The following is a 25,260-nucleotide window of genomic DNA, read 5'->3' as shown; positions in this document are numbered from 1 at the left end:
CGCCACTCAAGGCCCGGCTTGCGTTTACGGGTACTTGGCACATCCATTGCGGAAGCCTCGTTCTCACGAACAACAAGAGGCCTCGCCATGACGCTCCCCTACCTGCTTCCCGCCACCTCGGCGTTCATCCAGCGCGCCCCGCGCATGCTTATCGGCGGCGACTGGGTCGAGGCCGCCGACGGCCAGACCATGCCCCTGCACAACCCGGCCACCGGCGATGTGCTGTGCGTGGTGCCGCGGGCCACGCCGGAAGACGTTGACCGCGCGGTACTCGCCGCCCGTCAGGCCTTCGATGATTCGGCCTGGACCCGCACCCGCCCCCGGGAGCGGCAGAACCTGCTGTGGAAACTCGCCGACCTGATGGCGCGCGACGCCGAACTGCTCGCGCAACTGGAATGCCTGAACAACGGCAAAAGCGCGGCGGTGGCCCAGGTCATGGACGTGCAGCTGTCCATCGACTTCCTGCGCTACATGGCCGGATGGGCGACCAAGATCGAAGGTTCCAGCGTAGAAGTGTCGTTGCCGTTGATGCCGAACGATCAGTTCCACAGCTTCATTCGTCGCGAAGCGGTGGGCGTGGTCGGCGCCATCGTAGCCTGGAACTTTCCGTTGCTGCTGGCCTGCTGGAAACTCGGCCCGGCCCTGGCTACCGGCTGTACCGTGGTGCTCAAGCCTGCCGACGAAACCCCGCTGACCGCGCTGAAACTCGCCGAACTGGTGCTGGAAGCCGGTTACCCCGAAGGCGTGTTCAACGTGGTCACCGGCACCGGCATCACCGCAGGCGGTGCACTGACCCACAACCCGCTGGTGGACAAGCTGACCTTCACCGGGTCCACCGCCGTGGGCAAGCAGATCGGCAAGATTGCCATGGACTCCATGACCCGGGTCACCCTGGAACTGGGCGGCAAATCGCCGACCATCGTCATGGCCGATGCCGATCTGAAGACCGCCGCCGCGGGCGCCGCCAGTGCGATCTTCTTCAATCAGGGCCAGGTGTGCTGTGCCGGTTCGCGCCTGTATGTGCAGCGCAAGCATTTCGACAATGTGGTGGCGGATATCGCCGACATTGCCAACGCCATGAAGCTCGGCAACGGGCTGGACCCAAGCGTGGAAATGGGGCCGCTGATCTCCGCGCGGCAGCAGGAACGGGTTTATGGGTACATCGAAAAGGGCCGGGAAAGTGGCGCGACCATCGCCTGCGGCGGTGAGCAATTCGGGCCGGGATTCTTCGTCAAACCGACGGTGATCGTCGATGTCGATCAAAAGCACCCGCTGGTGCAGGAAGAGATCTTCGGCCCGGTGCTGGTGGCGATTCCGTTCGATGAAGAGGCCGATGCGTTGCGCATGGCCAATGACAGCCCTTATGGGTTGGGGGCGAGTATCTGGTCGAATGATCTGGCGGCGGTGCACCGGATGATTCCGCGGATCAAGTCCGGCTCGGTGTGGTCAATTGCCACAGCGCCCTGGACCCGGCGCTGCCGTTTGGCGGGTACAAGATGTCGGGGGTTGGGCGTGAGATGGGGTATGCGGCGATTGAGCATTACACGGAGTTGAAGTCGGTGTTGATCAAGTTGTAATTGCGGCGTTCTCTAGGCCGCCTTCGTCGGAACGCCGCCCGGAGCAAGCCCGGCTCCCACAGGAGGGCTGCGTTTACTCGACTTTCTCGGCGCGGGACAGCACCGCGTTAAGCAGCACATCCGTACCCTGCCACACATCTTCGGGTATTTGCGCAGACTACGAAATTGGCTGCCTACCGAGGCATCTGGTGCGAAGGGATGTCGATATCCAGCTGTGGAATCGCGAGCAGAAGATGAGCCAGGCCGAAACCGTGCTCCTCGAAAGCTTCCAGCACATGCTCAGCATTCGTGAGCCTGTGCTATGAAGCTTTGATCAGTTAAACGTGAGGATCGCCAGACGCTTTACTCGGCGTGGCGTATTGCGGTTTCAGGTGGCCCTCCTGATCGAGTAACCAGGCGCCCATGATCTGCCGCACCACAGGGCCGGCGACGCGACCGCCGGCCTCGCCGTTCTCGATCATCACCGAAATCACAATCTTCGGATGCTCGGCCGGTGCAAAACCGACAAACAAGGCGTTGTCGCGGTTACGCTCCAGGGTTTTCGCCCGGTTGTAGCGCTCACCCTGTTTGATCGCGACCACTTGCGCCGTACCACTCTTACCGGCGATCCGGTACTGAGCGCCCTGCGCGGCCGCTCGGGCAATCCCGCGTGCGTCGTGCATCACCATTTGCATGCCGTGGTTGACCTGCTCCCAGTCACGCGGGTCCTTCAACTGGATGTTGGACATCGGATGCTCATCCACCGGCGCAACACCGTCAACGGTCTTGGCCAAGTGCGGTCGGTTCCAGACACCTTTGTTGGCGATCAGCGCAGTGGCTTGAGCCAGCTGCAGCGGTGTGACTTGCATATAACCCTGGCCGATGCCGAGGATCACGGTCTCGCCGGGGAACCATGCCTGACGGCGCGTGGCACGTTTCCAGGCCTGGGATGGCATCAGGCCGGCAGACTCTTCGAACATGTCCAGCGAGACCTTCTCACCGAGGCCGAACATCGCCATGTAGTCGTGCAGGCGATCAATGCCCAGCTTGTGCGCCAGGTCGTAGAAGTAGGTGTCGTTGGAGCGCATGATCGCTGTGTCCATGTCCACCCAGCCATCGCCGCCGTGGTTCCAGTTGCGGTACTTGTGATCGAAGTCCGGTAGCTGGTAATAACCAGGGTCGAAGACCCGGGTCTGCGGCGTGACCACGCCAGCGTCAAGACCGGCGATCGCCACTTCCGGCTTGATGGTCGAGCCCGGAGCATAGAGACCGCGCAGCACACGATTAAACAGCGGCCGGTCGATGGAATCGTGTAGCGCCGCATATTCCTTGAAGCTGATCCCGGTCACGAACAGGTTCGGGTCGAAGCTCGGTTTGCTAACCATGGCCAGGACTTCGCCGGTCGAGGGGTCGAGCGCGACCACGGAACCGCGACGATCACCCAAGGCCTCTTCAGCGGCTTCCTGAAGTTTGACGTCGAGGCTCAGGACGATGTTTTTGCCAGGGATCGGATCGGTGTGCTTGAGCACCCGCAGCACGCGGCCCTGAGCGTTGGTTTCGACTTCCTCGTAACCAACGTGGCCGTGCAACTCTGACTCGTAGAACTTTTCAATCCCGGTCTTGCCGATGGATTGGGTACCTCGGTACTCGACCGTATCCAGGGCTTTGGATTCTTTTTTCGTTGATGCGACCGACGTAGCCGATCGAGTGCGCGAAGTGCGCACCCATCGGGTAGTGACGAACGAATTGCGGCTCGACATCGATCCCGGGCAGGCGGAATTCGTTGACGGCGAGTACTGCGATTTGTTGTTCGCTCAGTTCATAGAACAAGGTGACAGGCACGAATGGGTGGCGTGCCTGCTTCATCGCCTTGTCGAACAGCGTCCTGTCTTCAGCGGGTAGTTGCAGGAGGTTGACCACCTCGTCCAGTTCTTCTTTGACGTCGGAAGCGCGTTCGCGAGTGATGGTCAGGTTGAAACTGGGGCGGTTGTCGGCAAGGACCACACCGTTGCGGTCGTAGATCAGCCCTCGAGTGGGGGTGATCGGCAAGACATGGACGCGATTGTTTTCGGAGATGGTCGAGTGATAGTCAAACTCGACCACCTGCAGTACGTACATGCGCACCACCATTGCGCAGGTAATGGCGACGACGAACAACGCGCAGGCCATCAGCCTTTTGTTGACCAGGCGCGTCTCTTTTTCGTGGTCCTTGATCGGAATCGGCTCAGGCATTTCTGCAGCTGCTCTTTGACTAAAAATGAGGCGCCGATCCGTAGACGTGAAATCAGTCTGTTAAAAAACGAGCTGCACCATACCAAAAACCGTGCGGTCGCTTTAGTGCGATTTCCTCTAACGGTTGTCCTTGATGGCCAAAACAACGGTCGGCGGCGGATTGCCGAGGAACGGCCTTTCGGTGTTCCGGATCTGAAGCAACATGCGGCGATGGCATGTGCGGCGTAGCGAACGCGCGGTTACCGACGTTATCGAAGAGATCGCTGAATACGTTCTACCGAAGTTTCACTAGCTATGGCAGTGAATTCAGGGACAGCTGATGAGGCTGTCCTATTTTTCGTCACTTTCCTGCGGGCAAAACAAAACCCCTACCTGCATACGCAGATAGGGGTTTCGGAATTAAATCTTGACGATGACCTACTCTCACATGGGGAAACCCCACACTACCATCGGCGATGCATCGTTTCACTGCTGAGTTCGGGATGGGATCAGGTGGTTCCAATGCTCTATGGTCGTCAAGAAATTCTTGAGCTGACGCGTCTTTCGACGTTCCAGCGAATTGGGTATGCGATAGTTTGTGTGTTTCTCTCGAACTTTCGGTTCGTTTCGTCTTCACACACCGCAATCTGGTGCCTCTTCAGGTCAGCAAATTGCTTGGGTGTTATATGGTCAAGCCTCACGGGCAATTAGTATTGGTTAGCTCAACGCCTCACAGCGCTTACACACCCAACCTATCAACGTCGTAGTCTTCGACGGCCCTTCAGGGGACTCAAGGTCCCAGTGAGATCTCATCTTGAGGCTAGTTTCCCGCTTAGATGCTTTCAGCGGTTATCTATTCCGAACATAGCTACCCGGCAATGCCACTGGCGTGACAACCGGAACACCAGAGGTTCGTCCACTCCGGTCCTCTCGTACTAGGAGCAGCCCCTCTCAAATCTCAAACGTCCACGGCAGATAGGGACCGAACTGTCTCACGACGTTCTAAACCCAGCTCGCGTACCACTTTAAATGGCGAACAGCCATACCCTTGGGACCGGCTTCAGCCCCAGGATGTGATGAGCCGACATCGAGGTGCCAAACACCGCCGTCGATATGAACTCTTGGGCGGTATCAGCCTGTTATCCCCGGAGTACCTTTTATCCGTTGAGCGATGGCCCTTCCATACAGAACCACCGGATCACTAAGACCTACTTTCGTACCTGCTCGACGTGTCTGTCTCGCAGTCAAGCGCGCTTTTGCCTTTATACTCTACGACCGATTTCCGACCGGTCTGAGCGCACCTTCGTACTCCTCCGTTACTCTTTAGGAGGAGACCGCCCCAGTCAAACTACCCACCATACACTGTCCTCGATCCGGATAACGGACCTGAGTTAGAACCTCAAAGTTGCCAGGGTGGTATTTCAAGGTTGGCTCCACGCGAACTGGCGTCCACGCTTCAAAGCCTCCCACCTATCCTACACAAGCAAATTCAAAGTCCAGTGCAAAGCTATAGTAAAGGTTCACGGGGTCTTTCCGTCTAGCCGCGGATACACTGCATCTTCACAGCGATTTCAATTTCACTGAGTCTCGGGTGGAGACAGCGCCGCCATCGTTACGCCATTCGTGCAGGTCGGAACTTACCCGACAAGGAATTTCGCTACCTTAGGACCGTTATAGTTACGGCCGCCGTTTACCGGGGCTTCGATCAAGAGCTTCGCGTTAGCTAACCCCATCAATTAACCTTCCGGCACCGGGCAGGCGTCACACCCTATACGTCCACTTTCGTGTTTGCAGAGTGCTGTGTTTTTAATAAACAGTCGCAGCGGCCTGGTATCTTCGACCGGCATGAGCTTACGGAGCAAGTCCTTCACCCTCACCGGCGCACCTTCTCCCGAAGTTACGGTGCCATTTTGCCTAGTTCCTTCACCCGAGTTCTCTCAAGCGCCTTGGTATTCTCTACCCAACCACCTGTGTCGGTTTGGGGTACGGTTCCTGGTTACCTGAAGCTTAGAAGCTTTTCTTGGAAGCATGGCATCAACCACTTCGTGTTCTAAAAGAACACTCGTCATCAGCTCTCGGCCTTAGACTCCCGGATTTACCTAAGAGTCCAGCCTACCACCTTAAACTTGGACAACCAACGCCAAGCTGGCCTAGCCTTCTCCGTCCCTCCATCGCAATAACCAGAAGTACAGGAATATTAACCTGTTTTCCATCGACTACGCTTTTCAGCCTCGCCTTAGGGACCGACTAACCCTGCGTCGATTAACGTTGCGCAGGAAACCTTGGTCTTTCGGCGTGGGTGTTTTTCACACCCATTGTCGTTACTCATGTCAGCATTCGCACTTCTGATACCTCCAGCAAGCTTCTCAACTCACCTTCACAGGCTTACAGAACGCTCCTCTACCGCATCACCTAAGTGATACCCGTAGCTTCGGTGTATGGTTTGAGCCCCGTTACATCTTCCGCGCAGGCCGACTCGACTAGTGAGCTATTACGCTTTCTTTAAAGGGTGGCTGCTTCTAAGCCAACCTCCTAGCTGTCTAAGCCTTCCCACATCGTTTCCCACTTAACCATAACTTTGGGACCTTAGCTGACGGTCTGGGTTGTTTCCCTTTTCACGACGGACGTTAGCACCCGCCGTGTGTCTCCCATGCTCGGCACTTGTAGGTATTCGGAGTTTGCATCGGTTTGGTAAGTCGGGATGACCCCCTAGCCGAAACAGTGCTCTACCCCCTACAGTGATACATGAGGCGCTACCTAAATAGCTTTCGAGGAGAACCAGCTATCTCCGAGCTTGATTAGCCTTTCACTCCGATCCACAGGTCATCCGCTAACTTTTCAACGGTAGTCGGTTCGGTCCTCCAGTTAGTGTTACCCAACCTTCAACCTGCCCATGGATAGATCGCCCGGTTTCGGGTCTATTCCCAGCGACTAGACGCCCTATTAAGACTCGCTTTCGCTACGCCTCCCCTATTCGGTTAAGCTCGCCACTGAAAATAAGTCGCTGACCCATTATACAAAAGGTACGCAGTCACCCAACAAAGTGGGCTCCCACTGCTTGTACGCATACGGTTTCAGGATCTATTTCACTCCCCTCTCCGGGGTTCTTTTCGCCTTTCCCTCACGGTACTAGTTCACTATCGGTCAGTCAGTAGTATTTAGCCTTGGAGGATGGTCCCCCCATATTCAGACAAAGTTTCTCGTGCTCCGTCCTACTCGATTTCATGACCAAGAGATTTTCGCGTACAGGGCTATCACCCACTATGGCCGCACTTTCCAGAGCGTTCCGCTAATCTCAAAGCCACTTAAGGGCTAGTCCCCGTTCGCTCGCCACTACTAAGGGAATCTCGGTTGATTTCTTTTCCTCAGGGTACTTAGATGTTTCAGTTCCCCTGGTTCGCTTCTTAAGCCTATGTATTCAGCTTAAGATACCTAACTTATGTTAGGTGGGTTCCCCCATTCAGACATCTCCGGATCAAAGTCTGTTTGCCGACTCCCCGAAGCTTTTCGCAGGCTACCACGTCTTTCATCGCCTCTGACTGCCAAGGCATCCACCGTATGCGCTTCTTCACTTGACCATATAACCCCAAGCAATCTGGTTATACTGTGAAGACGACATTCGCCGAAAATTCGCGATTAAACTCACAAATTTTACCTTAGCCTGAATAAACACCAGTGAAAGTGCTATCCAGTCTATCTTTCTATCACATACCCAAATTTTTAAAGAACGATCTAGCCAAAGACTAGAAATCAACATTCACCATGATCACCATGGAATGCTCATTTCTAAGCTTTCAACAAACAGAAGCAGTAGTGGTGGAGCCAAACGGGATCGAACCGTTGACCTCCTGCGTGCAAGGCAGGCGCTCTCCCAGCTGAGCTATGGCCCCGTATTGCTACAGGTTCCCACACAAAAATTGGTGGGTCTGGGCAGATTCGAACTGCCGACCTCACCCTTATCAGGGGTGCGCTCTAACCAACTGAGCTACAGACCCAATTTCGGGCTGCTTCTTATCGTCTTCTTCAATGAATCAAGCAATTCGTGTGGGAACTTATAGAGCAGCTGATGTCGTCGATTAAGGAGGTGATCCAGCCGCAGGTTCCCCTACGGCTACCTTGTTACGACTTCACCCCAGTCATGAATCACACCGTGGTAACCGTCCTCCCGAAGGTTAGACTAGCTACTTCTGGTGCAACCCACTCCCATGGTGTGACGGGCGGTGTGTACAAGGCCCGGGAACGTATTCACCGCGACATTCTGATTCGCGATTACTAGCGATTCCGACTTCACGCAGTCGAGTTGCAGACTGCGATCCGGACTACGATCGGTTTTATGGGATTAGCTCCACCTCGCGGCTTGGCAACCCTCTGTACCGACCATTGTAGCACGTGTGTAGCCCAGGCCGTAAGGGCCATGATGACTTGACGTCATCCCCACCTTCCTCCGGTTTGTCACCGGCAGTCTCCTTAGAGTGCCCACCATGACGTGCTGGTAACTAAGGACAAGGGTTGCGCTCGTTACGGGACTTAACCCAACATCTCACGACACGAGCTGACGACAGCCATGCAGCACCTGTCTCAATGTTCCCGAAGGCACCAATCCATCTCTGGAAAGTTCATTGGATGTCAAGGCCTGGTAAGGTTCTTCGCGTTGCTTCGAATTAAACCACATGCTCCACCGCTTGTGCGGGCCCCCGTCAATTCATTTGAGTTTTAACCTTGCGGCCGTACTCCCCAGGCGGTCAACTTAATGCGTTAGCTGCGCCACTAAGAGCTCAAGGCTCCCAACGGCTAGTTGACATCGTTTACGGCGTGGACTACCAGGGTATCTAATCCTGTTTGCTCCCCACGCTTTCGCACCTCAGTGTCAGTATCAGTCCAGGTGGTCGCCTTCGCCACTGGTGTTCCTTCCTATATCTACGCATTTCACCGCTACACAGGAAATTCCACCACCCTCTACCATACTCTAGCTTGTCAGTTTTGAATGCAGTTCCCAGGTTGAGCCCGGGGATTTCACATCCAACTTAACAAACCACCTACGCGCGCTTTACGCCCAGTAATTCCGATTAACGCTTGCACCCTCTGTATTACCGCGGCTGCTGGCACAGAGTTAGCCGGTGCTTATTCTGTCGGTAACGTCAAAACACTAACGTATTAGGTTAATGCCCTTCCTCCCAACTTAAAGTGCTTTACAATCCGAAGACCTTCTTCACACACGCGGCATGGCTGGATCAGGCTTTCGCCCATTGTCCAATATTCCCCACTGCTGCCTCCCGTAGGAGTCTGGACCGTGTCTCAGTTCCAGTGTGACTGATCATCCTCTCAGACCAGTTACGGATCGTCGCCTTGGTGAGCCATTACCTCACCAACTAGCTAATCCGACCTAGGCTCATCTGATAGCGCAAGGCCCGAAGGTCCCCTGCTTTCTCCCGTAGGACGTATGCGGTATTAGCGTCCGTTTCCGAGCGTTATCCCCCACTACCAGGCAGATTCCTAGGCATTACTCACCCGTCCGCCGCTCTCAAGAGAAGCAAGCTTCTCTCTACCGCTCGACTTGCATGTGTTAGGCCTGCCGCCAGCGTTCAATCTGAGCCATGATCAAACTCTTCAGTTCAAACATTTTTGGATTTTTAAGAAACCCTAAACTTGGCTCAGCAATCGTTGGTTACATCTTTGATTTCTCGCGGAGTAACTTGTGATGCTGATAATCTTGTTGACTATCAGTCTGACTCCACAAGCACCCACACGAATTGCTTGATTCAGTTGTTAAAGAGCGGTTGGTTAAGATCTTTCGTCTCAACCGAGGCGCGCATTCTACAGCGTCCTCCGTATCTGTCAAGCGGTTATTTTAGAAGTTTTCAAAGTTTCCTTTGCAACTTCAACCACTTGCGCTTCCGATCTCTCGTTAGCGGGAGGCGAATTCTACAGCGTTACTCGCTGCTGTCAACACCTCTTTTTCTCCGCTTTCGACCGAGACGATCGAAACGTCAATAAGGCGAAAACACACTGCCTTACCAACTCCTTCTGGGCTTCGATGATCTGAAGCACCTCGCTGTCGAAAACTGCGTAACTCCTTGTTTACCAAGGAGTTTTCCGTTTCGACTGCGCCGGAAGTGGGGCGAATTATAGACTTCCAGAATCTACCGTCAACCCTTAATTACACTTTTCTATCAGGATGTTCAAAATCACCGCTTATATATAGACGCGCCCGTCTTGAATGCGCAGTATATTGCCCAATACACGAAACAACTCTTTCGCTCCCTGCCTTGGACGATGCCACGCAATGAATGACCAGCCTCGCAGCTTTGCCTCGACCCTGTTCTCGGTGGGCCTGCTATTAATAGCCATGGCGTCGATCCAGTCCGGAGCTTCCCTGGCCAAAAGCATGTTCCCTGTTATCGGCGCTCAAGGAACGACAACCCTGCGATTGATCTTCGCCAGCCTGATCATGATCGTGCTCCTGCGCCCCTGGCGGGCGAAGCTCACCACAAAATCCCTGCGTACCGTTATCGTCTACGGAATGGCGCTGGGCGGTATGAACTTCCTCTTCTATATGTCCTTGCGCACAGTTCCTCTGGGCATCGCGGTAGCGCTGGAGTTCACCGGCCCCTTGGCGGTGGCCATCTATGCCTCGCGTCGCGTGATCGACTTTTTGTGGATCGCCCTGGCGGCGATCGGATTGCTGCTGTTAATACCGACAGGAGCAACAACTGCCAGTATCGATCTGCTCGGCGCAGGCTATGCCTTGGGCGCTGGTGCCTGCTGGGCGTTGTATATCCTCTTCGGCCAGAAGGCCGGCGCCGACAACGGCGTGCAGACTGCCGCACTGGGGGTGATGATCGCCGCGCTGTTCGTCGCGCCTATCGGCATTGTTCATGCTGACGCCGCGCTGCTGACGCCATCGTTGATCCCTGTGGCCATCGGCGTTGCCATCCTCTCCACTGCCTTGCCCTATACGCTGGAGATGGTCGCCCTGACCCGAATGCCGGCCCGCACGTTCGGTACGCTGATGAGTATTGAGCCTGCGTTCGGCGCGCTGTCAGGTTTGCTGTTCCTCCATGAGTTCCTTTCCCTGTCACAGTGGATGGCTATCCTGTGCATCATTCTGGCTTCCGTCGGTGCGACCATGACCATGGGAAGCGCCGCCAAGCCCGTCGTCGCGGCGGATTGATACAGGATTTGACGAAGCTCTGGTATTTACCGCGCATTTAGGCCATGTTTAGGCCCACAACCCAATGTCAGACATGGACTTTTCAGGATAGGGATATCAGAAACGCTTCGAGCAAAAGCGAATGCAGCCAGACCCGGGCACAAAGATCCGGGACGCTTTAAGGACAGCAATGAAACGAATTTTGATACTGATCGCCGTACTTGCAGTTGCGGGCTGCGCGGCGACATCGGAAACCCATACCAAACGTGGCAAAAAAGGGTTGCATGTCAACTGTTCCGGGCTCTCGTCATCCTGGGACAAGTGTTACACCAGCGCCACCAATTCGTGCGCGCCGAAGGGATACAAAGTCATCGCCAAGTCAGGGGATGGCGTGGAGGAACCGGGCGATTATCCATTTGGTCTCAATCCCGCCGGCTATACAAGCCGCAGCATGATCGTCATCTGCAAATAGATTGATACCGTCTCTTCAGGCCCGTGGGCTTGCAATCTGGCGGCCAATCTCATTGTAACTGGACTTCAACACCGTGCGCTGGATCTCTGGAGTGGCCAGCATTCGCGCCACCACCAATGCACCGATGCATTGCGACAGAATGGCCCATGCCAGGCTGTCGCTCTCAAGAATCTGCGCCCAACTCTCCTGAAGCCGACAAATCCATTTCTCCGCCTGCTGGCGAATCAATAAGTCTGAACGGGCAATTTCCGCACCCAATGCCGGTAACGCACAACCGGATTCCGGGTGTTCGACATGGGACATGCTCAGGTAGTGCTTCAGGCAGCGTTCGAGCCTGTCACGGTCCTGGTCGGCCCCCAAGCGTTCCAGACTCTGACACAGCTCTCGCTCGACAATTGAAGCGAAGAGTTCATCCTTCGACGAAAAATGGCTGTAGAACGCTCCGCCACTCAAGCCAATTGCCTTCATCATGGCATCGACACCGACCGTAGAGAAACCGGACTTCTTCGCCGACACCGCACTGCTTTCCAGCAGCTTCTCCCTGGTTTCCAGTTTGTGGCTGGCCGAGTAACGCATTGCCTTTCCCTCAGATTGATCGTCTTGACGCCTGTCAAATCGTAGCATAACGTTCGTTTAGTTAACGATCGTTTAGCAAAGGGATCTACCCATGAATAACAAGAAGGTCGTACTGGTTGTCGGCGCAGGTGATGCCACCGGCGGCGCTATCGCCAAACGTTTTGCGCAAGAAGGTTTCGTTGCCTGTGTCACCCGGCGCAGTGCCGACAAACTCCAGCCGTTGGTGGACGCCATTAACGCTGTTGGCGGTGAAGCCCATGGCTTTGCCTGCGATGCCCGCAAGGAAGAGGACGTGATTGCGCTGGTCGAGCAGATTGAAAGCCAGATCGGCCCCATCGAAGCGTTTGTGTTCAACATCGGCGCCAACGTGCCGTGCAGTATTCTCGAAGAAACCGCGCGCAAGTATTTCAAGATATGGGAAATGGCCTGCTTCTCAGGCTTTCTCAATGCCCGTGAAGTGGCCAAGCGCATGGCCACGCGTCAACGAGGCACTATCCTGTTTACCGGTGCCACCGCCGGCCTGCGTGGCGCAGCAGGTTTTGCGGCATTCGCTGGCGCCAAGCATGGCATTCGTGCGCTGGCCCAGAGCATGGCACGCGAACTGGGACCGATGAACATTCACGTTGCTCACGTCGTCGTCGATGGCGCCATTGATACCGATTTCATTCGCGATACGTTCCCCGAGAAGTATGCGACCAAGGATCAGGACGGCATCCTCAATCCCGAGCACATTGCCGAGAACTATTGGTACTTGCACAGCCAGCCCCGCGACGCCTGGACCTTCGAGCTGGACCTGCGCCCCTGGAGCGAACGCTGGTAAGCCCTCCCCTACAACAATAATCAGAGAGCATCGACCATGAGCAAAACCGTGGAGTTCTACTTCGACCTCGGCAGCCCCGCCACCTACCTGGCTAATACTCAACTGCCGAAAATCTGCGCGCAGACCGACAGTCAGCTGATCTACATTCCGATCCTGCTGGGCGGCATCTTCAAGGCCACCGGCAATGCTTCACCAGCGACCATTCCAGCCAAGGGCCTCTATATGTTTCAGGACCTTGATCGTTATGCCAGACGCTATGGCGTGCCGCTGAAGTTCAATCCGAACTTTCCCATCAATACGCTGATGCTGATGCGCGCGGTCACCGGCATGCAACTACGCCATCCGGAACGCTTCCAGGCCTTCATCGACTGTCTGTTTCATGCGATTTGGGTTGAGGGTCGCAGCCTCGATGACCCGGCGACCGTCGCCTCGGTGCTGGCGCAGAACGGTTTTGATCCCAATGAAGTGCTGGCTCTGACTGCTGATGAAGACGTCAAAGCCGCGCTCAAGGACAACACCGAGAAGGCCGTGCAACGCGGTGTATTCGGCGCACCCAGCATGTTTGTCGATAACCAGTTGTTCTTCGGCCAGGACAGACTGGACTTCGTCCTTGGAGCCCTGCGTTAAATCTCGATGACCAACCGTCCCTGAGCCGCTCCCGAAACGAGCAGCTCATGGGCGGACTCGGCAGTTTCCAGTGTGAACGTCCGGGGATCCATCAACGGCCTCAGCTTGCCCGTCTCAATCAACCGCGCCGCCTCGCGAAGAATCTCCCCGTGATGCTCGCGCCCCACACCGGTGAGCAACGGCAACAACGTGAACACGCCGGAATAGGTTGCCCCGCGAAACGAGAGAGGCGCCAGACTGTGCTGCCCCCAACCGAGGCAACTCAACACATGACCGTGATAAACCCGCGCCGCCTTGAATGAAGCATCGAGGGTTTCACCGCCCACCGTGTCGTAAACGATATCGAAGCCCTCTCCGGCCGTATGCTGCGCTACATAATGCTCGACCGAAGACTGGCGGTAATCAATAAACGTCGCGCCGAAACCTTCGATGATTGCCTGCTGCCGTGCAGAACCTGTAGCAAACACCTGGGCACCAAAGGCGCGGGCAATTTGTACCGCAACATGACCCACACCACCCGCCCCACCGTGAATCAACACCTTCTGGCCTGCTTGTACCCGCGCCCGATCCACCAATCCTTCCCACGCCGTGATCAGCACCAGCGGCAATCCCGCTGCCTCACGCATGCTCAAATTGCCTGGCTTACGCGCCAGCAACCGGGCATCGACCGCTGCGTACTCGGCCAAAGAACCCTGCGCACCGCCAATTCCGGTGGCCATGGCATAAACCTCATCGCCCGGCCGCCATCCGCTGACACCCTCCCCCACAACTTCAACGATACCCGCCAGATCAATGCCCACTGTCGTCGGCAACGGCTGACGCGCATGAGCCGCCTGGCCGGCACGGATTTTCCCGTCCAGCGGATTCACCCCGCTGGCCTTGATCCGGACCAGCACCTGCCCCGCTTCGGGCACCGGCCGTTGAATGGAAGCCAAGCGTAGCGGCGCATTAGCCGAGTCGACAATCAGAGCGCGCATTTCAATTGAGTCCGTCATTTCGCATATTCCCGTCAGAGGTGTCTGTGGGATAAATTTTCCTCCTGTTCACTCATACCGATAAGACGCTATATCGCTATAGTGATCATGCCCGCTTGGCATCAATGAGAAACCCCGTGGATAAACTCAATGCAATGGCGATCTTCGTACGCGTCGTCGAACGCGGCAGCTTTTCTGCCGTTGCCCGAGAGATGCAGACCAGCCAGCCAACCATCAGCAAAGTATTAAAAGCGCTGGAAACCGAACTGGGTGGAAAATTGATCGCCCGCAGCACCCGTCAGCTTTCCCTGACCGATGAAGGTCAGCGCTACTACGACGAATGTCGACAAATCCTAGCGGCCGTCGATGCTGCCGAGCACTGCTTCCAGTCCGGTCGGGAGCGCATTGCCGGTCACTTGCGTATCGGCTCCTCGGTCAGCTTCGGGCGCTTGCAGATTGCCCCGCGCCTGGCGCAATTCCTGAAGCGCCATCCCGGTATCGACATTGACCTGCAACTGAGTGATCAAAACCAGGACCTGGTCCGCGAAGGGCTGGACGTCACGTTCAGAATCGGCGAGCTGAACGACAGCGGCCTGATTGCCCGCCACATCGGCACTACTTATCGCGTGACCGTCGCAGCATCGGACTACCTCAAGCAACACGGAAAACCGCGATCACCGGAAGAACTGAGCGGGCACAATTGCCTGCAGTTCAATCTGTTGAACAGTCAGAATTTATGGGTTTTCGAGAAAAACAATCAACGCCACGAGGTGCGGATCAGGGGCAACGCACAGAGCAATAACTCGGAGGCTATCCGCGAGATGGTGCTGGGAGGACTGGGAATTGCACTGTCGCCGGTGTGGCTGTTCAGCGAGGATCTGAAAGCCGGGCGAGTGACGGCGATTCTGCCGGACTACATTGCGCAGTCGCTGCCGATCCATGCCGTGTCCCCGGCGAATCGTCGCCAATCCGCCAGGGTCAAAGCCTTCGTCGATTACATGAGCCAGGCGCTGCATTCAGCGCCTGAGCTCAGGCCGATCAGATAGCGGCGGTTCGAGTGTTCAACCACTCCAGCGCTGCGCCGTCAAGCAACGGGCTCAAACGTTCGCGCACTTCGGCGTGATAGGCGTTGAACCATTGTTTTTCGTCCGACGTCAGCAGCGACGGCTCGAGGCAGCGGGTGTCGATTGGGCACAGGGTCAGGGTTTCGAATTTCAGGAACTCACCGAATTCGCTCTTGCCCGCTTCACGGTTCAACACCAGGTTCTCGATCCGCACACCCCAGCGGCCCGGACGGTAAGTGCCCGGTTCGATGGAGGTGATCATGCCCGGCTGCATCGCGGTTTGCGGTGCTGCAGCGGCTTGATAGGCAATCACTTGCGGGCCTTCGTGAACGTTGAGGAAGTAGCCGACACCGTGCCCGGTGCCGTGGCCGTAATCGACGCTTTCCGCCCAAATCGGCGCACGGGCGATGGAGTCCAGCAACGGCGACAAAATGCCCCGAGGGAATTGCGCACGGGACAGTGCGATGACGCCTTTGAGCACTCGCGTGCAATCACGCTTCTGCTCGTCGGTCGGCGTACCGACCGGCACCATTCGCGTGATGTCGGTGGTGCCGCCCAAATATTGGCCGCCGGAGTCGATCAGCAACAGACCGTCGCCTTCGATCACCGCGTGCTCTTCTTCGGTGGCGTGGTAATGCGGCATCGCACCATTGGCATTGAACGCGGCAATGGTGTTGAAGCTCAGCGACACATAATCCGGACGACGAGTGCGCGCCGCGGTCAGGTGTTCGTCGATGGTCAGTTCGGTGATGCGCTCGCGGCCCCACGCCGACTCCAGCCAGGCGAAGAATTCGCACAGCGCCGCGCCATCCTGCTCCATGGCCTGACGGATGTGCTCGGCATCGGCCAGGCTTTTTTGCGATTTGGCCAGTGTCGTCGGGTTCAGGCCTTCAACCAGTTTTACGCCGCTGTCCAGGTTGTCCAGCAGACCGGCAGTGACGCGCGCCGGATCGACTTGCAGGCTCGCGCCGCTTGGCACCGCGCGCAAGGCGTCGGCCACTTCGCTGTAGTCGCGCAGGGTTACGCCGTCCTGCTCGAGGATCGCGCGCAACTCGGCGCTGACTTTGCTCAACGCCACGAACAGGGTCGCCTGTTGTTGGCTGATCAGCGCAAAGGAAACAAACACCGGGTTGAACGACACATCGCCGCCGCGCAGGTTGAACAGCCAGGCGATGTCGTCCAGGGTGGCGATGAAATGCCAATCGGCGCCCCGCTCTTTCAACACCTCGCGCAGACTGGCGAGTTTTTCGCCACGGCTGACCGTCGCCTGAGGCGGCAAGTGCTGATAGATCGGCTCGTTCGGCAGTGTCGGGCGATCGCTCCAGACATCGTTCAACAGATCGATGTCGGTACGCAAACGGGCGCCGCGTTCTTCGAGTTTGCCCCCCAGCGTGCGAGCCGAGGCCACGGCCATCACCGCACCGTCCACCGCGACCACGCCGCCTTCAGGGGTTTGCTCGGCCAGCCAGTCCAGCGGCCCGGGCTGACCCGGTTGCAGCTTGACCAGCTCGATGCCGCTGCCGTTGAGTTCCTTGGTCGCTTGTTCCCAATAACGGCTGTCTGCCCAGACGCCGGCGAAATCCGGCGTCACGATCAGCGTGCCGACCGAGCCGTGAAAGCCCGACAGCCATTGCCGCCCTTGCCAGTAACCGGGCAGGTATTCCGACAGGTGCGGGTCGGCCGACGGCACCAGCAGGGCATGAATGCCCTCCCGGCTCATCAGCTCGCGGGTGTGCGCCAGGCGCTCGGGCACCGATCCATTGATCGAAGGCTGCGTACTCATCATCTCTCCTGCTAATCACTTCATCATTGTTGTTGAGCGCCGATCAGCGTCGGCACTTAAGGCGTTATTGCCAAAATGCCGGAGCACTGGCGCAGGCCGCTTTAATCAGGTGTATCGCCTGGTCGATATCCTGCTCGGTGGTAAACCGGCCCAGGCTCAAGCGAATGGTGCGACTCGCCGAACGGGCGTCATGCCCCAGGGCAAGCAGCACGTGGGATGGCGCATTACTGGCGGAGTTGCAGGCCGAGGTCGCGGAAAAGGCGATCGAGGTGCTCAATGCCGCCGAGTTGAACTCGCCTTCGTTGAAGGTCAGGCTCAGGGTATGGGGAATTCGCTGGGTGGCGCTGCCGTTGAGGCGAACGCCTGGAATGCTCAGTAGCTGCTTAAGCAAGCGCTCACGCAGACGCACGATCGTGGCTTTCTCTTCATCGAACAGTTGCGCCGCCAACGCGAAGGCCACGCCCATGGCGGCAATCTGATGAGTCGCCAACGTACCTGAACGCAAACCGCCTTCGTGGCCGCCACCGTGAATCTGCGCCTGCAAACGCTGCTGCGCGCGAAGCCCGACATACAAGGCGCCGATGCCTTTGGGGCCGTAGATTTTGTGCGCCGAAAACGACATCAGGTCCACTGGCAACCGCGCCAGGTCGATTGCCACTTTCCCCGCGCCCTGAGCGGCGTCGACATGGAACAGTGCATCGCGGGCGCGCACCACTTCGCCGATGGCGGCGATGTCATTGACCGTGCCCAGCTCGTTGTTGACCAGCATCAGCGACACCAGAAAGGTGTCTTCGCGCATCGCCTCGCTCACGGCTTGCGGGGTGATCAGACCTTCCTCGTCCGGCACCAGATACGTCACCGCAACACCCGCGTCCTGCAATTGCTTCGCAGTGTCGAGAATCGCCTTGTGTTCGATCTGGCTGGTGATGACATGGCCGCCGGATGTGCCCCGGGCCTGGGACACGCCCTTGAGGGCGAGGTTGTTGGATTCGGTGGCGCCGGAGGTCCAGACGATCTGGTCTGCTTGCGCGCCGACCAGTTCGGCCACCTGCTGCCGCGCCTGCTCGACCGTTTGCCGGGCCTGCTGGCCGAACGCATGGGAGCTGGACGCCGGGTTGCCGAAATTTCCGGAGAAACCCAGACATTCGACCATGACCTGGATGACCCGCTCATCCACCGGCGTGGTGGCGGCGTAGTCGAAATACAACGGACGTTTATTCATAAAAGACTCGCAGAGCTTGTTCCGGGATCAGGTGCTGGAAACCAGTCAACCAGCAATACCTGATCGAATGCGTAATAGAAGTACGACTTCATTGAAAAGTGCGTAGGAACGCTCCTGAAGTCGAGCTTAACAGGCATCGGGCAACCGGATGAAGCAATGCGTCAGCTAAAGCTTTCGAGCAACAACGGATAGAGCGAAACCACCAGCAGCGCGGACATGCCCCAGTTGAACAGGCGCAACCAGCGATGGTCCTTGAGCACGTTGCGCAACAGCGTGCCGCACGCCGCCCAGACACCGACGCTCGGCAGGTTGATCAGGGCGAAGACCGCGGCAATCACGACAACGTTGGTGAAATAGCCCTGCATCGGCGTGTAAGTGCTGATCGCACCGATGGCCATGATCCAGGCCTTGGGGTTGACCCACTGGAACGCCGCGGCGCCGAGGTAACTGATCGGTTTGCTCTCCCCCTGTTCACCGTCGGATACCGGCCCGGAATGCGCGATTTTCCATGCCAGGTACAGCAAATACGCCGCGCCGACGTATCGCAGCACCGTGTAGAGCAACGGATAGGTTTGAAACACTGCACCCAGGCCGAAACCTACTGCCATGACGAGCACAAAGAAGCCGCAGGTAATGCCAAGCATGTGCGGGATGGTGCGGTTAAAGCCGAAGTTCACGCCCGATGCCAGCAACATGGTGTTGTTCGGGCCGGGAGTGATCGAGGTGACGAGGGCAAACAGGGCAAAGCCCAGCAGCAAATCGAGCGAGAGCGTCATGGGTGGCAGTCCATCAGGGTCAGTCAGGTATTGACCCTATCGCACACCCTGCGGGAAACCCATGGACAGTTGCGTGAAACTTCGAGCAGTACAGTCTCAGCTTGGACGGCCGTGAAGCTGAACAGCACGCTCGGCGTTCATCTCGCCTTGCTTATCGAAACTGAAGGACTTCTGCGGTTCGCCGAGCAATTCGGCTTTTTTCGCGTGGTATTCGTCGAAGGACAAGCCGCGACGATTCAACGCCTCCAGCGCCAGTTCCTTGGTTTCTTCAGCGGTGTAAGGCCGCAGTTCCGGGGAAACATGGCTGGCACATCCGGCGAGTACGGAGACCGCAAGCAGCAAGAAAGTGGCAAGTAGAGGTTTCATGGTGTGACGTCCTGACATCTGGGTTCGGGTCAATGAACACAGGCTACCCGCGCCATTCGATGGGCAGAAATCAACGCTTTCGATAGTGGCTATCGACTTTGCCTAATGACGGTCAATCCACATCTTTCATATCTCCGAATGATCTATAAATATTAATTTATGGTCTTTTACGGAATAACAACGAAGCTTTATAACAACGCCATCGCCTTACACAACTGTTGCCCACGCAACTGTTTGCCAGGCAACAGTCATTCAACAAACAGTCCTTTAAATCGAACAGCGCGCTTTCATCAATACGCTGCAAGCCACGGAAAACATGGGCTCGATGGATTGGTACAGCTCTTGCTCAAGCCCTGTGACTACTCACTGCTCGCTGAGCAACTGTTTAAAAAGGAACTGTTCATGTCGCGTCCATTGAAAGTCGTTGCCCTGTCCGGCGGTACCTGGCGGCCGTCCCGCACGTTGGTGCTGACCCAAGCGCTGTTGGCCGAACTGGCTGGGCAATTACCGATCGAGAGCAAGCTGATCGAACTGGGCGACATTGCCCGGCCATTGGGCGCCGCACTGTCACGCCAGGAACTGAGCGCCGACATCGAAGCCGAGCTGCAAGCCATCGAGAACGCCGATTTGCTGATCGTCGCCGCGCCGGTTTATCGCGGTTCCTATCCGGGCCTGCTCAAACACCTTTTCGACCTGATCGATCTAAACGCGCTGATCGATACGCCGGTGCTGCTCGCCGCCACCGGTGGCAGCGAACGGCATGCGCTGGTTCTCGATCATCAGTTGCGCCCACTGTTCAGTTTCTTCCAGGCGCTGACCCTGCCAATCGGCGTCTACGCCACCGAAGCCGATTTCGCCAATTACCAAATAATCAGTGAGCCCTTGAAGGCCCGCATTCGCCTTGCTGCAGAACGCGCCGCGCCGTTGTTCGGCGTGCCCTCCAAAAATCTGCTGAAAATCGCTTAAGGATCTCTTCATGGATGTTTTCTGGTTTCTGCCGACCCACGGCGACGGCCATTATCTGGGCACCACTCAGGGCGCCCGTCCGGTGACCCTCAATTATCTGAAACAAGTGGCCCAGGCCGCCGACAGCCTCGGCTACCACGGCGTGCTGATTCCCACCGGGCGCTCCTGCGAGGATTCGTGGGTGATCGCTTCGGCGCTGGTGCCGTTGACCGAACGCCTGCGCTATCTGGTGGCGATACGTCCGGGCATCATCTCGCCGACGGTCTCGGCGCGCATGGCGGCTACGCTGGATCGACTGTCCAACGGCCGTTTGCTGATCAACGTGGTGACCGGCGGCGATCCGGACGAAAACCGTGGCGACGGCATTTTCCTCGATCACGGCGAACGCTACGAAGTCACCGACGAATTCCTGCAGATCTGGCGCCGTGTGCTGCAAGGCGAAGCGGTGGATTTCGAAGGCAAACATTTGCAGGTGCAGAACGCCAAGGCGCTGTATCCACCGGTGCAGAAACCCTATCCACCGTTGTACTTCGGTGGCTCGTCCGAAGCCGCCCATGAACTGGCCGCCGAACAGGTCGATGTCTACCTGACCTGGGGTGAACCGCCGGCCGCCGTGGCAGAAAAACTCGCCGATGTACGGGAGCGCGCGGCACGCAACGGGCGCACGGTGAAGTTCGGGATTCGCTTGCACGTGATCGTGCGCGAGACCGCCGAAGAGGCTTGGAAAGCCGCGGACAAACTCATCGAACACATCAGCGACGAGACCATCGCCGCCGCGCAGAAGTCGTTCTCGCGTTTCGATTCCGAAGGCCAGCGGCGCATGGCGGCGCTGCATGACGGACGTCGCGACAACCTGGAAATCGCCCCCAACCTCTGGGCCGGTGTCGGCCTGGTGCGCGGCGGTGCCGGGACAGCGCTGGTGGGCGATCCGCAGCAAGTGGCGGCGCGAATCAAGGAATACGCGGATTTGGGGATCGAGAGCTTTATCTTCTCCGGCTATCCGCACCTTGAAGAGGCGTATCGCTTTGCCGAATTGGTGTTCCCGCTGTTGCCTGAACCGTATGCCAGCCTGGCCGGACGCGGCGTCACCAACCTCACCGGGCCGTTTGGCGAAATGATCGCCAATGACGTCCTGCCCACCAAAGCCACGGCCTGACACGAATCTCGAAGGGACAGCGAATACTGTGGCGAGGGAGCTTGCTCCCGCTGGACTGCGCAGCAGTCCGATACAGGCCTGCACGGTTTTTTTGAAGGATCGCGTTAGCCTATTTACGACTGCTGCGCAGCCGAGCGGGAGCAAGCTCCCTCGCCACAAAGGCCGCCCCCCGAAAGGTTTGTATCGAATTTCATGAGGAACCCCCGCGTGACTGCCAAGCCGCAAAGCGCCCTGTTATCCCCCCTGCAAACCGCCCGCCAGTTGGCCGCCGAGTTTGCCTTGACCGCTGTCGAGCGCGATGAACGTGGCGGTACGCCAAAAGCCGAACGCGACGCCCTGCGCCACAGCGGCCTGCTCGCCTTGAGCATTCCAGTCCAGTACGGCGGCCTCGGCGCCAGCTGGAGTGAAACCCTGACCATCGTGCGCGAGTTCGCCAAGGTCGACAGTTCGATTGCCCACGTCTTCGGTTTTCATCACCTGATGCTCGCCACCGTGCGTCTGTTCGCCCGGCCCGAGCAATGGCAGCCGTGGTTCGAACAAACGGCGCGCAAGAACTGGTTCTGGGGTAATGCCCTCAACCCGCTGGACACCCGCACTGTGGTGAAGAAACTCAGTGGCTGGCGCGAGTTTTCCGGCAAGAAAAGTTTCTGCTCCGGTGCCAGCGATTCGGAAATGCTGATCGCCTCGGCGGTGGACGAAAGTGTCGGCGGCAAGCTGTTGATCGCCGCCATTCCCAGTGGCCGTAGCGGCATCACCCTGCACAACGACTGGAACAACATGGGCCAGCGCCAGACCGACAGCGGCAGCGCCACGTTCGAACGGGTGCGGGTCGAGGAATCGGAATTGCTGCTCGACCCGGGCCCGTTGAGCACACCGTTCGCCTGCCTGCGACCATTGATCGCGCAGTTGACGTTCACCCACATGTTCCTCGGCATTGCCGAAGGCGCCTTCGAAGAAGCGCGGCAATACACCCTCACCGAAACCCGCCCATGGCACAAATCCAACGCTCAGGATGTGCGTCAGGATCCGTACGTGCTCGGCCATTACGGTGAATTCTGGGTGGCGCTTGAAGGAGTTCGATTGCTGGTGGAACGCGCTGCCGATCTGCTCGACAAGGCCTGGGCGAAAGGCCCGAACCTCAGCGCCGAAGAGCGCGGACATCTGGCCACGGCCATCGCCACGGCCAAGGTCGCCGCCACCCGCAACGGCCTCGAACTTTGCAGCCGGCTGTTCGAAGTGACCGGCGCGCGTTCGACTCACGCCTCCCTGCGGCTGGACCGCCACTGGCGCAACCTGCGCACGCAAACCCTGCACGACCCGGTGGATTACAAACTCCATGAACTGGGCGATTGGGCACTGAACCAGTCCCTGCCGATTCCGACTTTCTATTCATAGCCCTCTCATGGAGCCTGCCCCATGCAACTGCTGACCTTACCGCCCTCGCCCGCCCTGGCCACCTCGATCCGCGCCACGGCTCAAGTGTTCGAAGACCCGAAATCCCAGGCCTTGCTCGCCCATATCCAACAAGTCGCGCCAAGCGAAGCCAGCGTGCTGATCATTGGCGAAACCGGCACTGGCAAGGAGTTGGTGGCGCGGCATATCCACAACCTCAGCGCCCGTCGCAGCCGGCCGTTCGTGGCGGTGAACTGCGGTGCGTTCTCCGAATCCCTGGTCGAGGCCGAGCTGTTCGGCCACGAAAAAGGCGCCTTCACCGGGGCCTTGAGCGCCAAGGCTGGCTGGTTCGAAGAGGCTGATGGCGGAACGTTGTTCCTCGATGAAATCGGCGATCTGCCGATGGCGATTCAGGTCAAGTTGCTGCGGGTGTTGCAGGAACGCGAAGTGGTGCGACTGGGTTCGCGCAAGAGCATTCCGATCAACGTGCGCGTGCTGGCGGCGACCAACGTGCAACTGGAAAAAGCCATCAACGCCGGGCATTTCCGCGAGGATCTGTATTACCGCCTCGACGTGGTCAGCCTGGAACTGAGCCCGCTGCGTGATCGTCCCGACGACATCCTGCCGCTGACCCGGCACTTCGTCGAATCCTACAGCCAGCGCCTGGGTTACGGCTCCATCACCATCAGCAAAGAGGCCGAACTGAAACTGCGCAGTTACAGTTGGCCGGGCAACATCCGCGAACTGGAAAACGTCATTCATCACACCCTGCTGATCTGCCGAAACGGCGTGATCGAGCGCGACGACCTGCGCCTGTCGAACATGCGCATCGAGCGTCAGGACGACTACCACAGCCACCTCGACGATTCACCGGAAGCCTTGCTTGATCGGGCGTTTCAGAAACTCTTCGAGGAACAGGCCGGTGCGCTGCACGAGAAGGTCGAAGACGCCCTGTTGCGCGCGGCCTACCGCTTCAGTCATTACAACCAGGTGCACACGGCAGCGCTGCTGGGGTTGAGCCGCAACGTGACGCGCACGCGATTGATCAAGATCGGTGAACTGGCGGTGAACAAGCGCCGCCCCACGGAAAACCTGCAGGGCGAGCGCTTGATGCAGCTGTCGATCTAACCCACCAGATTGCAGTGCAACGCGTTGTCGTGGCTGCGTTCCAGGCTGTGTAAAACCTGGAACGAGCCGAACGTCACGGTTTTCGCCTGATGGGCGCGGATCAGTTGCCAGAAATCCTGCTCGCCGCTTTCAAAACTGCGGAACGCGGCCTCCCCTGCCTCGCGAGATTGCCATTGCAGGTAATTGAGCACCCGCTGGCCATCGTCGCTGGGCTGGATACTGGCACTCAGAAATCCGCTGTAGCCTTGGGCCAGGCGTTCGGTTTGCTGCGATAACGCCGTCACCAATGCAGGTTGCTGATGAGGTTCGATCTCGAATTCGATCAATTGGGTGAAGCTGCGATTTTTCTCTGGCGCTTGCATGAAGAGTCCCCACTGACGTGTAAGCCGGATCTTGCGATCCGAAGGCCTGCAGGGTAAAACCTCGAGTTAACTAGAGGTCAAGGGGCAATTTTCAAATGATCACCTCGGAAAATCTGCATAAAGAACTCACTGTCGGCCAATTGGCCGCGCGCAGCGGCGTGGCGGTCACGGCGCTGCATTTTTATGAATCCAAAGGTTTGATCAAAAGCACTCGCAATCAGGGCAACCAGCGGCGTTATCCACGGGAAGTGTTGCGGCGGGTGGCGTTGATCAAAGTGGCGCAGCGGCTGGGGATTCCGCTGGCGGAGATTGGTGAAGCGTTGAAATCCTTGCCGGATAACCGGGCGCCGACGGCGGCGGACTGGAAGGTGCTGTCGGCGCAGTGGAGTCGGGAGCTGGATGAGCGGATCAATCAGCTGACCTTGCTGCGGGACAAGCTCAATGGCTGTATAGGGTGTGGGTGGTTGTCGATGGAGGCGTGTCCGTTGCGCAATTTTGGTGATGTGTTGGGGGAACAGGGGTCGGGGGCGCAGCTGTTGGAATCGAGTTGATCGCATAACTGTGGCGAGGGAGCTTGCTCCCGCTGGGTCGCGAAGCGGCCCCAATCCAGGCTGCGGTGTCCTTTCATGGGAAACCCGTCGTCTGGTATTACGACTGCT

At 57.7% G+C, this 25,260-nt stretch carries 17 protein-coding genes, 2 tRNA genes, 3 rRNA genes and 3 pseudogenes; 12 read left to right on the top strand and 13 right to left on the bottom strand.

Going from position 1 to position 25,260, the window contains the following annotated elements:
- Positions 1 to 87: 87 nt before the first annotated feature.
- Together ACYZTL_RS24435 and ACYZTL_RS24430 are read left to right on the top strand one after the other, a co-directional pair.
- Positions 88 to 1,577 (top strand): annotated as a pseudogene (locus tag ACYZTL_RS24435) (aldehyde dehydrogenase family protein).
- A gap of 146 nt (positions 1,578 to 1,723) precedes the next feature.
- Positions 1,724 to 1,882: pseudogene (locus ACYZTL_RS24430) on the top strand (LysR family transcriptional regulator); the annotation flags it as partial.
- Between the two features lie 12 nt (positions 1,883 to 1,894).
- Here ACYZTL_RS24430 and mrdA read toward each other — a convergent pair.
- The 6 genes and pseudogenes from mrdA to ACYZTL_RS24400 all read right to left on the bottom strand — a co-directional run bounded on the left by mrdA (position 1,895) and on the right by ACYZTL_RS24400 (position 9,381).
- A pseudogene (mrdA, locus tag ACYZTL_RS24425) lies at positions 1,895 to 3,788 on the bottom strand (penicillin-binding protein 2).
- A gap of 404 nt (positions 3,789 to 4,192) precedes the next feature.
- Positions 4,193 to 4,308 (bottom strand): 5S ribosomal RNA (rrf, locus tag ACYZTL_RS24420).
- 145 nt (positions 4,309 to 4,453) lie between these two features.
- A 23S ribosomal RNA gene (locus ACYZTL_RS24415) occupies positions 4,454 to 7,345 on the bottom strand.
- 236 nt (positions 7,346 to 7,581) lie between these two features.
- Positions 7,582 to 7,657: transfer RNA gene (locus ACYZTL_RS24410), tRNA-Ala, on the bottom strand.
- A gap of 28 nt (positions 7,658 to 7,685) precedes the next feature.
- Positions 7,686 to 7,762, bottom strand: a tRNA-Ile gene (locus ACYZTL_RS24405).
- An 82-nt stretch (positions 7,763 to 7,844) separates the two neighbouring features.
- Positions 7,845 to 9,381 (bottom strand): 16S ribosomal RNA (locus tag ACYZTL_RS24400).
- Together the 16S, 23S and 5S rRNA genes with 2 tRNA genes alongside form the textbook arrangement of a ribosomal RNA operon.
- Positions 9,382 to 10,050: 669 nt before the next feature.
- Here ACYZTL_RS24400 and rhtA point away from each other — a divergent pair.
- On the top strand, positions 10,051 to 10,938 hold the full coding sequence (gene rhtA, locus ACYZTL_RS24395; protein ID WP_461953881.1) for a threonine/homoserine exporter RhtA: 888 nt from the start codon (positions 10,051 to 10,053) through the stop codon (positions 10,936 to 10,938).
- A gap of 169 nt (positions 10,939 to 11,107) precedes the next feature.
- Complete coding sequence (locus ACYZTL_RS24390) at positions 11,108 to 11,389, top strand: hypothetical protein (RefSeq protein WP_461953880.1); 282 nt, start codon at positions 11,108 to 11,110, stop codon at positions 11,387 to 11,389.
- Positions 11,390 to 11,404: 15 nt separating this feature from the next.
- On the opposite strand, the gene ACYZTL_RS24385 is transcribed toward ACYZTL_RS24390, so the two are convergent.
- Positions 11,405 to 11,965 carry a TetR/AcrR family transcriptional regulator gene (locus ACYZTL_RS24385; protein WP_461953879.1) on the bottom strand — a complete coding sequence of 187 codons (561 nt, stop codon included), beginning with the start codon at positions 11,963 to 11,965 and terminating at the stop codon, positions 11,405 to 11,407.
- A gap of 91 nt (positions 11,966 to 12,056) precedes the next feature.
- On the opposite strand from ACYZTL_RS24385, the gene ACYZTL_RS24380 reads away from it, so the two are divergent.
- Together ACYZTL_RS24380 and ACYZTL_RS24375 are read left to right on the top strand one after the other, a co-directional pair.
- Entirely contained in the window at positions 12,057 to 12,785 is a 729-nt protein-coding gene (locus ACYZTL_RS24380) for an SDR family oxidoreductase (protein ID WP_461953878.1), read from the top strand.
- A gap of 36 nt (positions 12,786 to 12,821) precedes the next feature.
- The gene (locus ACYZTL_RS24375) at positions 12,822 to 13,412 is read left to right on the top strand and encodes a 2-hydroxychromene-2-carboxylate isomerase (protein WP_461953877.1); all 591 of its coding nucleotides are present in this window, start codon (positions 12,822 to 12,824) and stop codon (positions 13,410 to 13,412) included.
- Here the strand turns inward: ACYZTL_RS24375 and ACYZTL_RS24370 are convergent.
- Positions 13,409 to 14,407 carry a zinc-dependent alcohol dehydrogenase family protein gene (locus tag ACYZTL_RS24370; RefSeq protein ID WP_461953876.1) on the bottom strand — a complete coding sequence of 333 codons (999 nt, stop codon included), beginning with the start codon at positions 14,405 to 14,407 and terminating at the stop codon, positions 13,409 to 13,411. The genes ACYZTL_RS24375 and ACYZTL_RS24370 overlap by 4 nt on opposite strands.
- Positions 14,408 to 14,511: 104 nt before the next feature.
- On the opposite strand from ACYZTL_RS24370, the gene ACYZTL_RS24365 reads away from it, so the two are divergent.
- The gene (locus ACYZTL_RS24365) at positions 14,512 to 15,432 is read left to right on the top strand and encodes a LysR family transcriptional regulator (RefSeq protein ID WP_461953875.1); all 921 of its coding nucleotides are present in this window, start codon (positions 14,512 to 14,514) and stop codon (positions 15,430 to 15,432) included.
- On the opposite strand, the gene ACYZTL_RS24360 is transcribed toward ACYZTL_RS24365, so the two are convergent.
- From ACYZTL_RS24360 to ACYZTL_RS24345, 4 genes are all read right to left on the bottom strand, one after another.
- Positions 15,425 to 17,233 carry an aminopeptidase P family protein gene (locus tag ACYZTL_RS24360; RefSeq protein WP_461953874.1) on the bottom strand — a complete coding sequence of 603 codons (1,809 nt, stop codon included), beginning with the start codon at positions 17,231 to 17,233 and terminating at the stop codon, positions 15,425 to 15,427. The genes ACYZTL_RS24365 and ACYZTL_RS24360 overlap by 8 nt on opposite strands.
- A 64-nt stretch (positions 17,234 to 17,297) precedes the next feature.
- Positions 17,298 to 18,455, bottom strand: coding sequence for a cysteine desulfurase family protein (locus ACYZTL_RS24355; protein WP_461953873.1), 1,158 nt, complete (start codon positions 18,453 to 18,455; stop codon positions 17,298 to 17,300).
- Positions 18,456 to 18,616: 161 nt separating this feature from the next.
- Positions 18,617 to 19,231, bottom strand: a complete 615-nt coding sequence (locus ACYZTL_RS24350) for a LysE family translocator (RefSeq protein WP_461953872.1) — start codon at positions 19,229 to 19,231, stop codon at positions 18,617 to 18,619.
- A 96-nt stretch (positions 19,232 to 19,327) separates the two neighbouring features.
- Positions 19,328 to 19,597 (bottom strand): hypothetical protein, encoded by a 270-nt coding sequence (locus tag ACYZTL_RS24345; RefSeq protein WP_461953871.1) that lies wholly within the window; start codon positions 19,595 to 19,597, stop codon positions 19,328 to 19,330.
- A 402-nt stretch (positions 19,598 to 19,999) separates the two neighbouring features.
- Between ACYZTL_RS24345 and msuE the strand changes: the two genes are divergently transcribed.
- The 4 genes from msuE (at position 20,000) to ACYZTL_RS24325 (ending at position 24,239) form a co-directional block, all read left to right on the top strand.
- Positions 20,000 to 20,563 carry an FMN reductase gene (gene msuE, locus ACYZTL_RS24340; RefSeq protein ID WP_461953870.1) on the top strand — a complete coding sequence of 188 codons (564 nt, stop codon included), beginning with the start codon at positions 20,000 to 20,002 and terminating at the stop codon, positions 20,561 to 20,563.
- Positions 20,564 to 20,573: 10 nt separating this feature from the next.
- Positions 20,574 to 21,719, top strand: a complete 1,146-nt coding sequence (gene ssuD / locus ACYZTL_RS24335) for an FMNH2-dependent alkanesulfonate monooxygenase (RefSeq protein ID WP_461953869.1) — start codon at positions 20,574 to 20,576, stop codon at positions 21,717 to 21,719.
- A 207-nt stretch (positions 21,720 to 21,926) separates the two neighbouring features.
- The gene (locus ACYZTL_RS24330; RefSeq protein ID WP_461953868.1) at positions 21,927 to 23,114 is read left to right on the top strand and encodes an acyl-CoA dehydrogenase family protein; all 1,188 of its coding nucleotides are present in this window, start codon (positions 21,927 to 21,929) and stop codon (positions 23,112 to 23,114) included.
- 21 nt (positions 23,115 to 23,135) lie between these two features.
- Complete coding sequence (locus tag ACYZTL_RS24325; RefSeq protein WP_461953867.1) at positions 23,136 to 24,239, top strand: sigma-54 interaction domain-containing protein; 1,104 nt, start codon at positions 23,136 to 23,138, stop codon at positions 24,237 to 24,239.
- Here the strand turns inward: ACYZTL_RS24325 and ACYZTL_RS24320 are convergent.
- Positions 24,236 to 24,601 carry an antibiotic biosynthesis monooxygenase gene (locus ACYZTL_RS24320; RefSeq protein ID WP_461953866.1) on the bottom strand — a complete coding sequence of 122 codons (366 nt, stop codon included), beginning with the start codon at positions 24,599 to 24,601 and terminating at the stop codon, positions 24,236 to 24,238. The genes ACYZTL_RS24325 and ACYZTL_RS24320 overlap by 4 nt on opposite strands.
- A gap of 95 nt (positions 24,602 to 24,696) precedes the next feature.
- On the opposite strand from ACYZTL_RS24320, the gene soxR reads away from it, so the two are divergent.
- The gene (gene soxR / locus ACYZTL_RS24315; RefSeq protein WP_461953865.1) at positions 24,697 to 25,152 is read left to right on the top strand and encodes a redox-sensitive transcriptional activator SoxR; all 456 of its coding nucleotides are present in this window, start codon (positions 24,697 to 24,699) and stop codon (positions 25,150 to 25,152) included.
- The last annotated feature ends 108 nt before the right edge of the window (positions 25,153 to 25,260 follow it).

The organism is Pseudomonas sp. LB3P81 (genome assembly GCF_054897965.1).
This window is presented reverse-complemented; position numbering and strand designations above follow the sequence as displayed.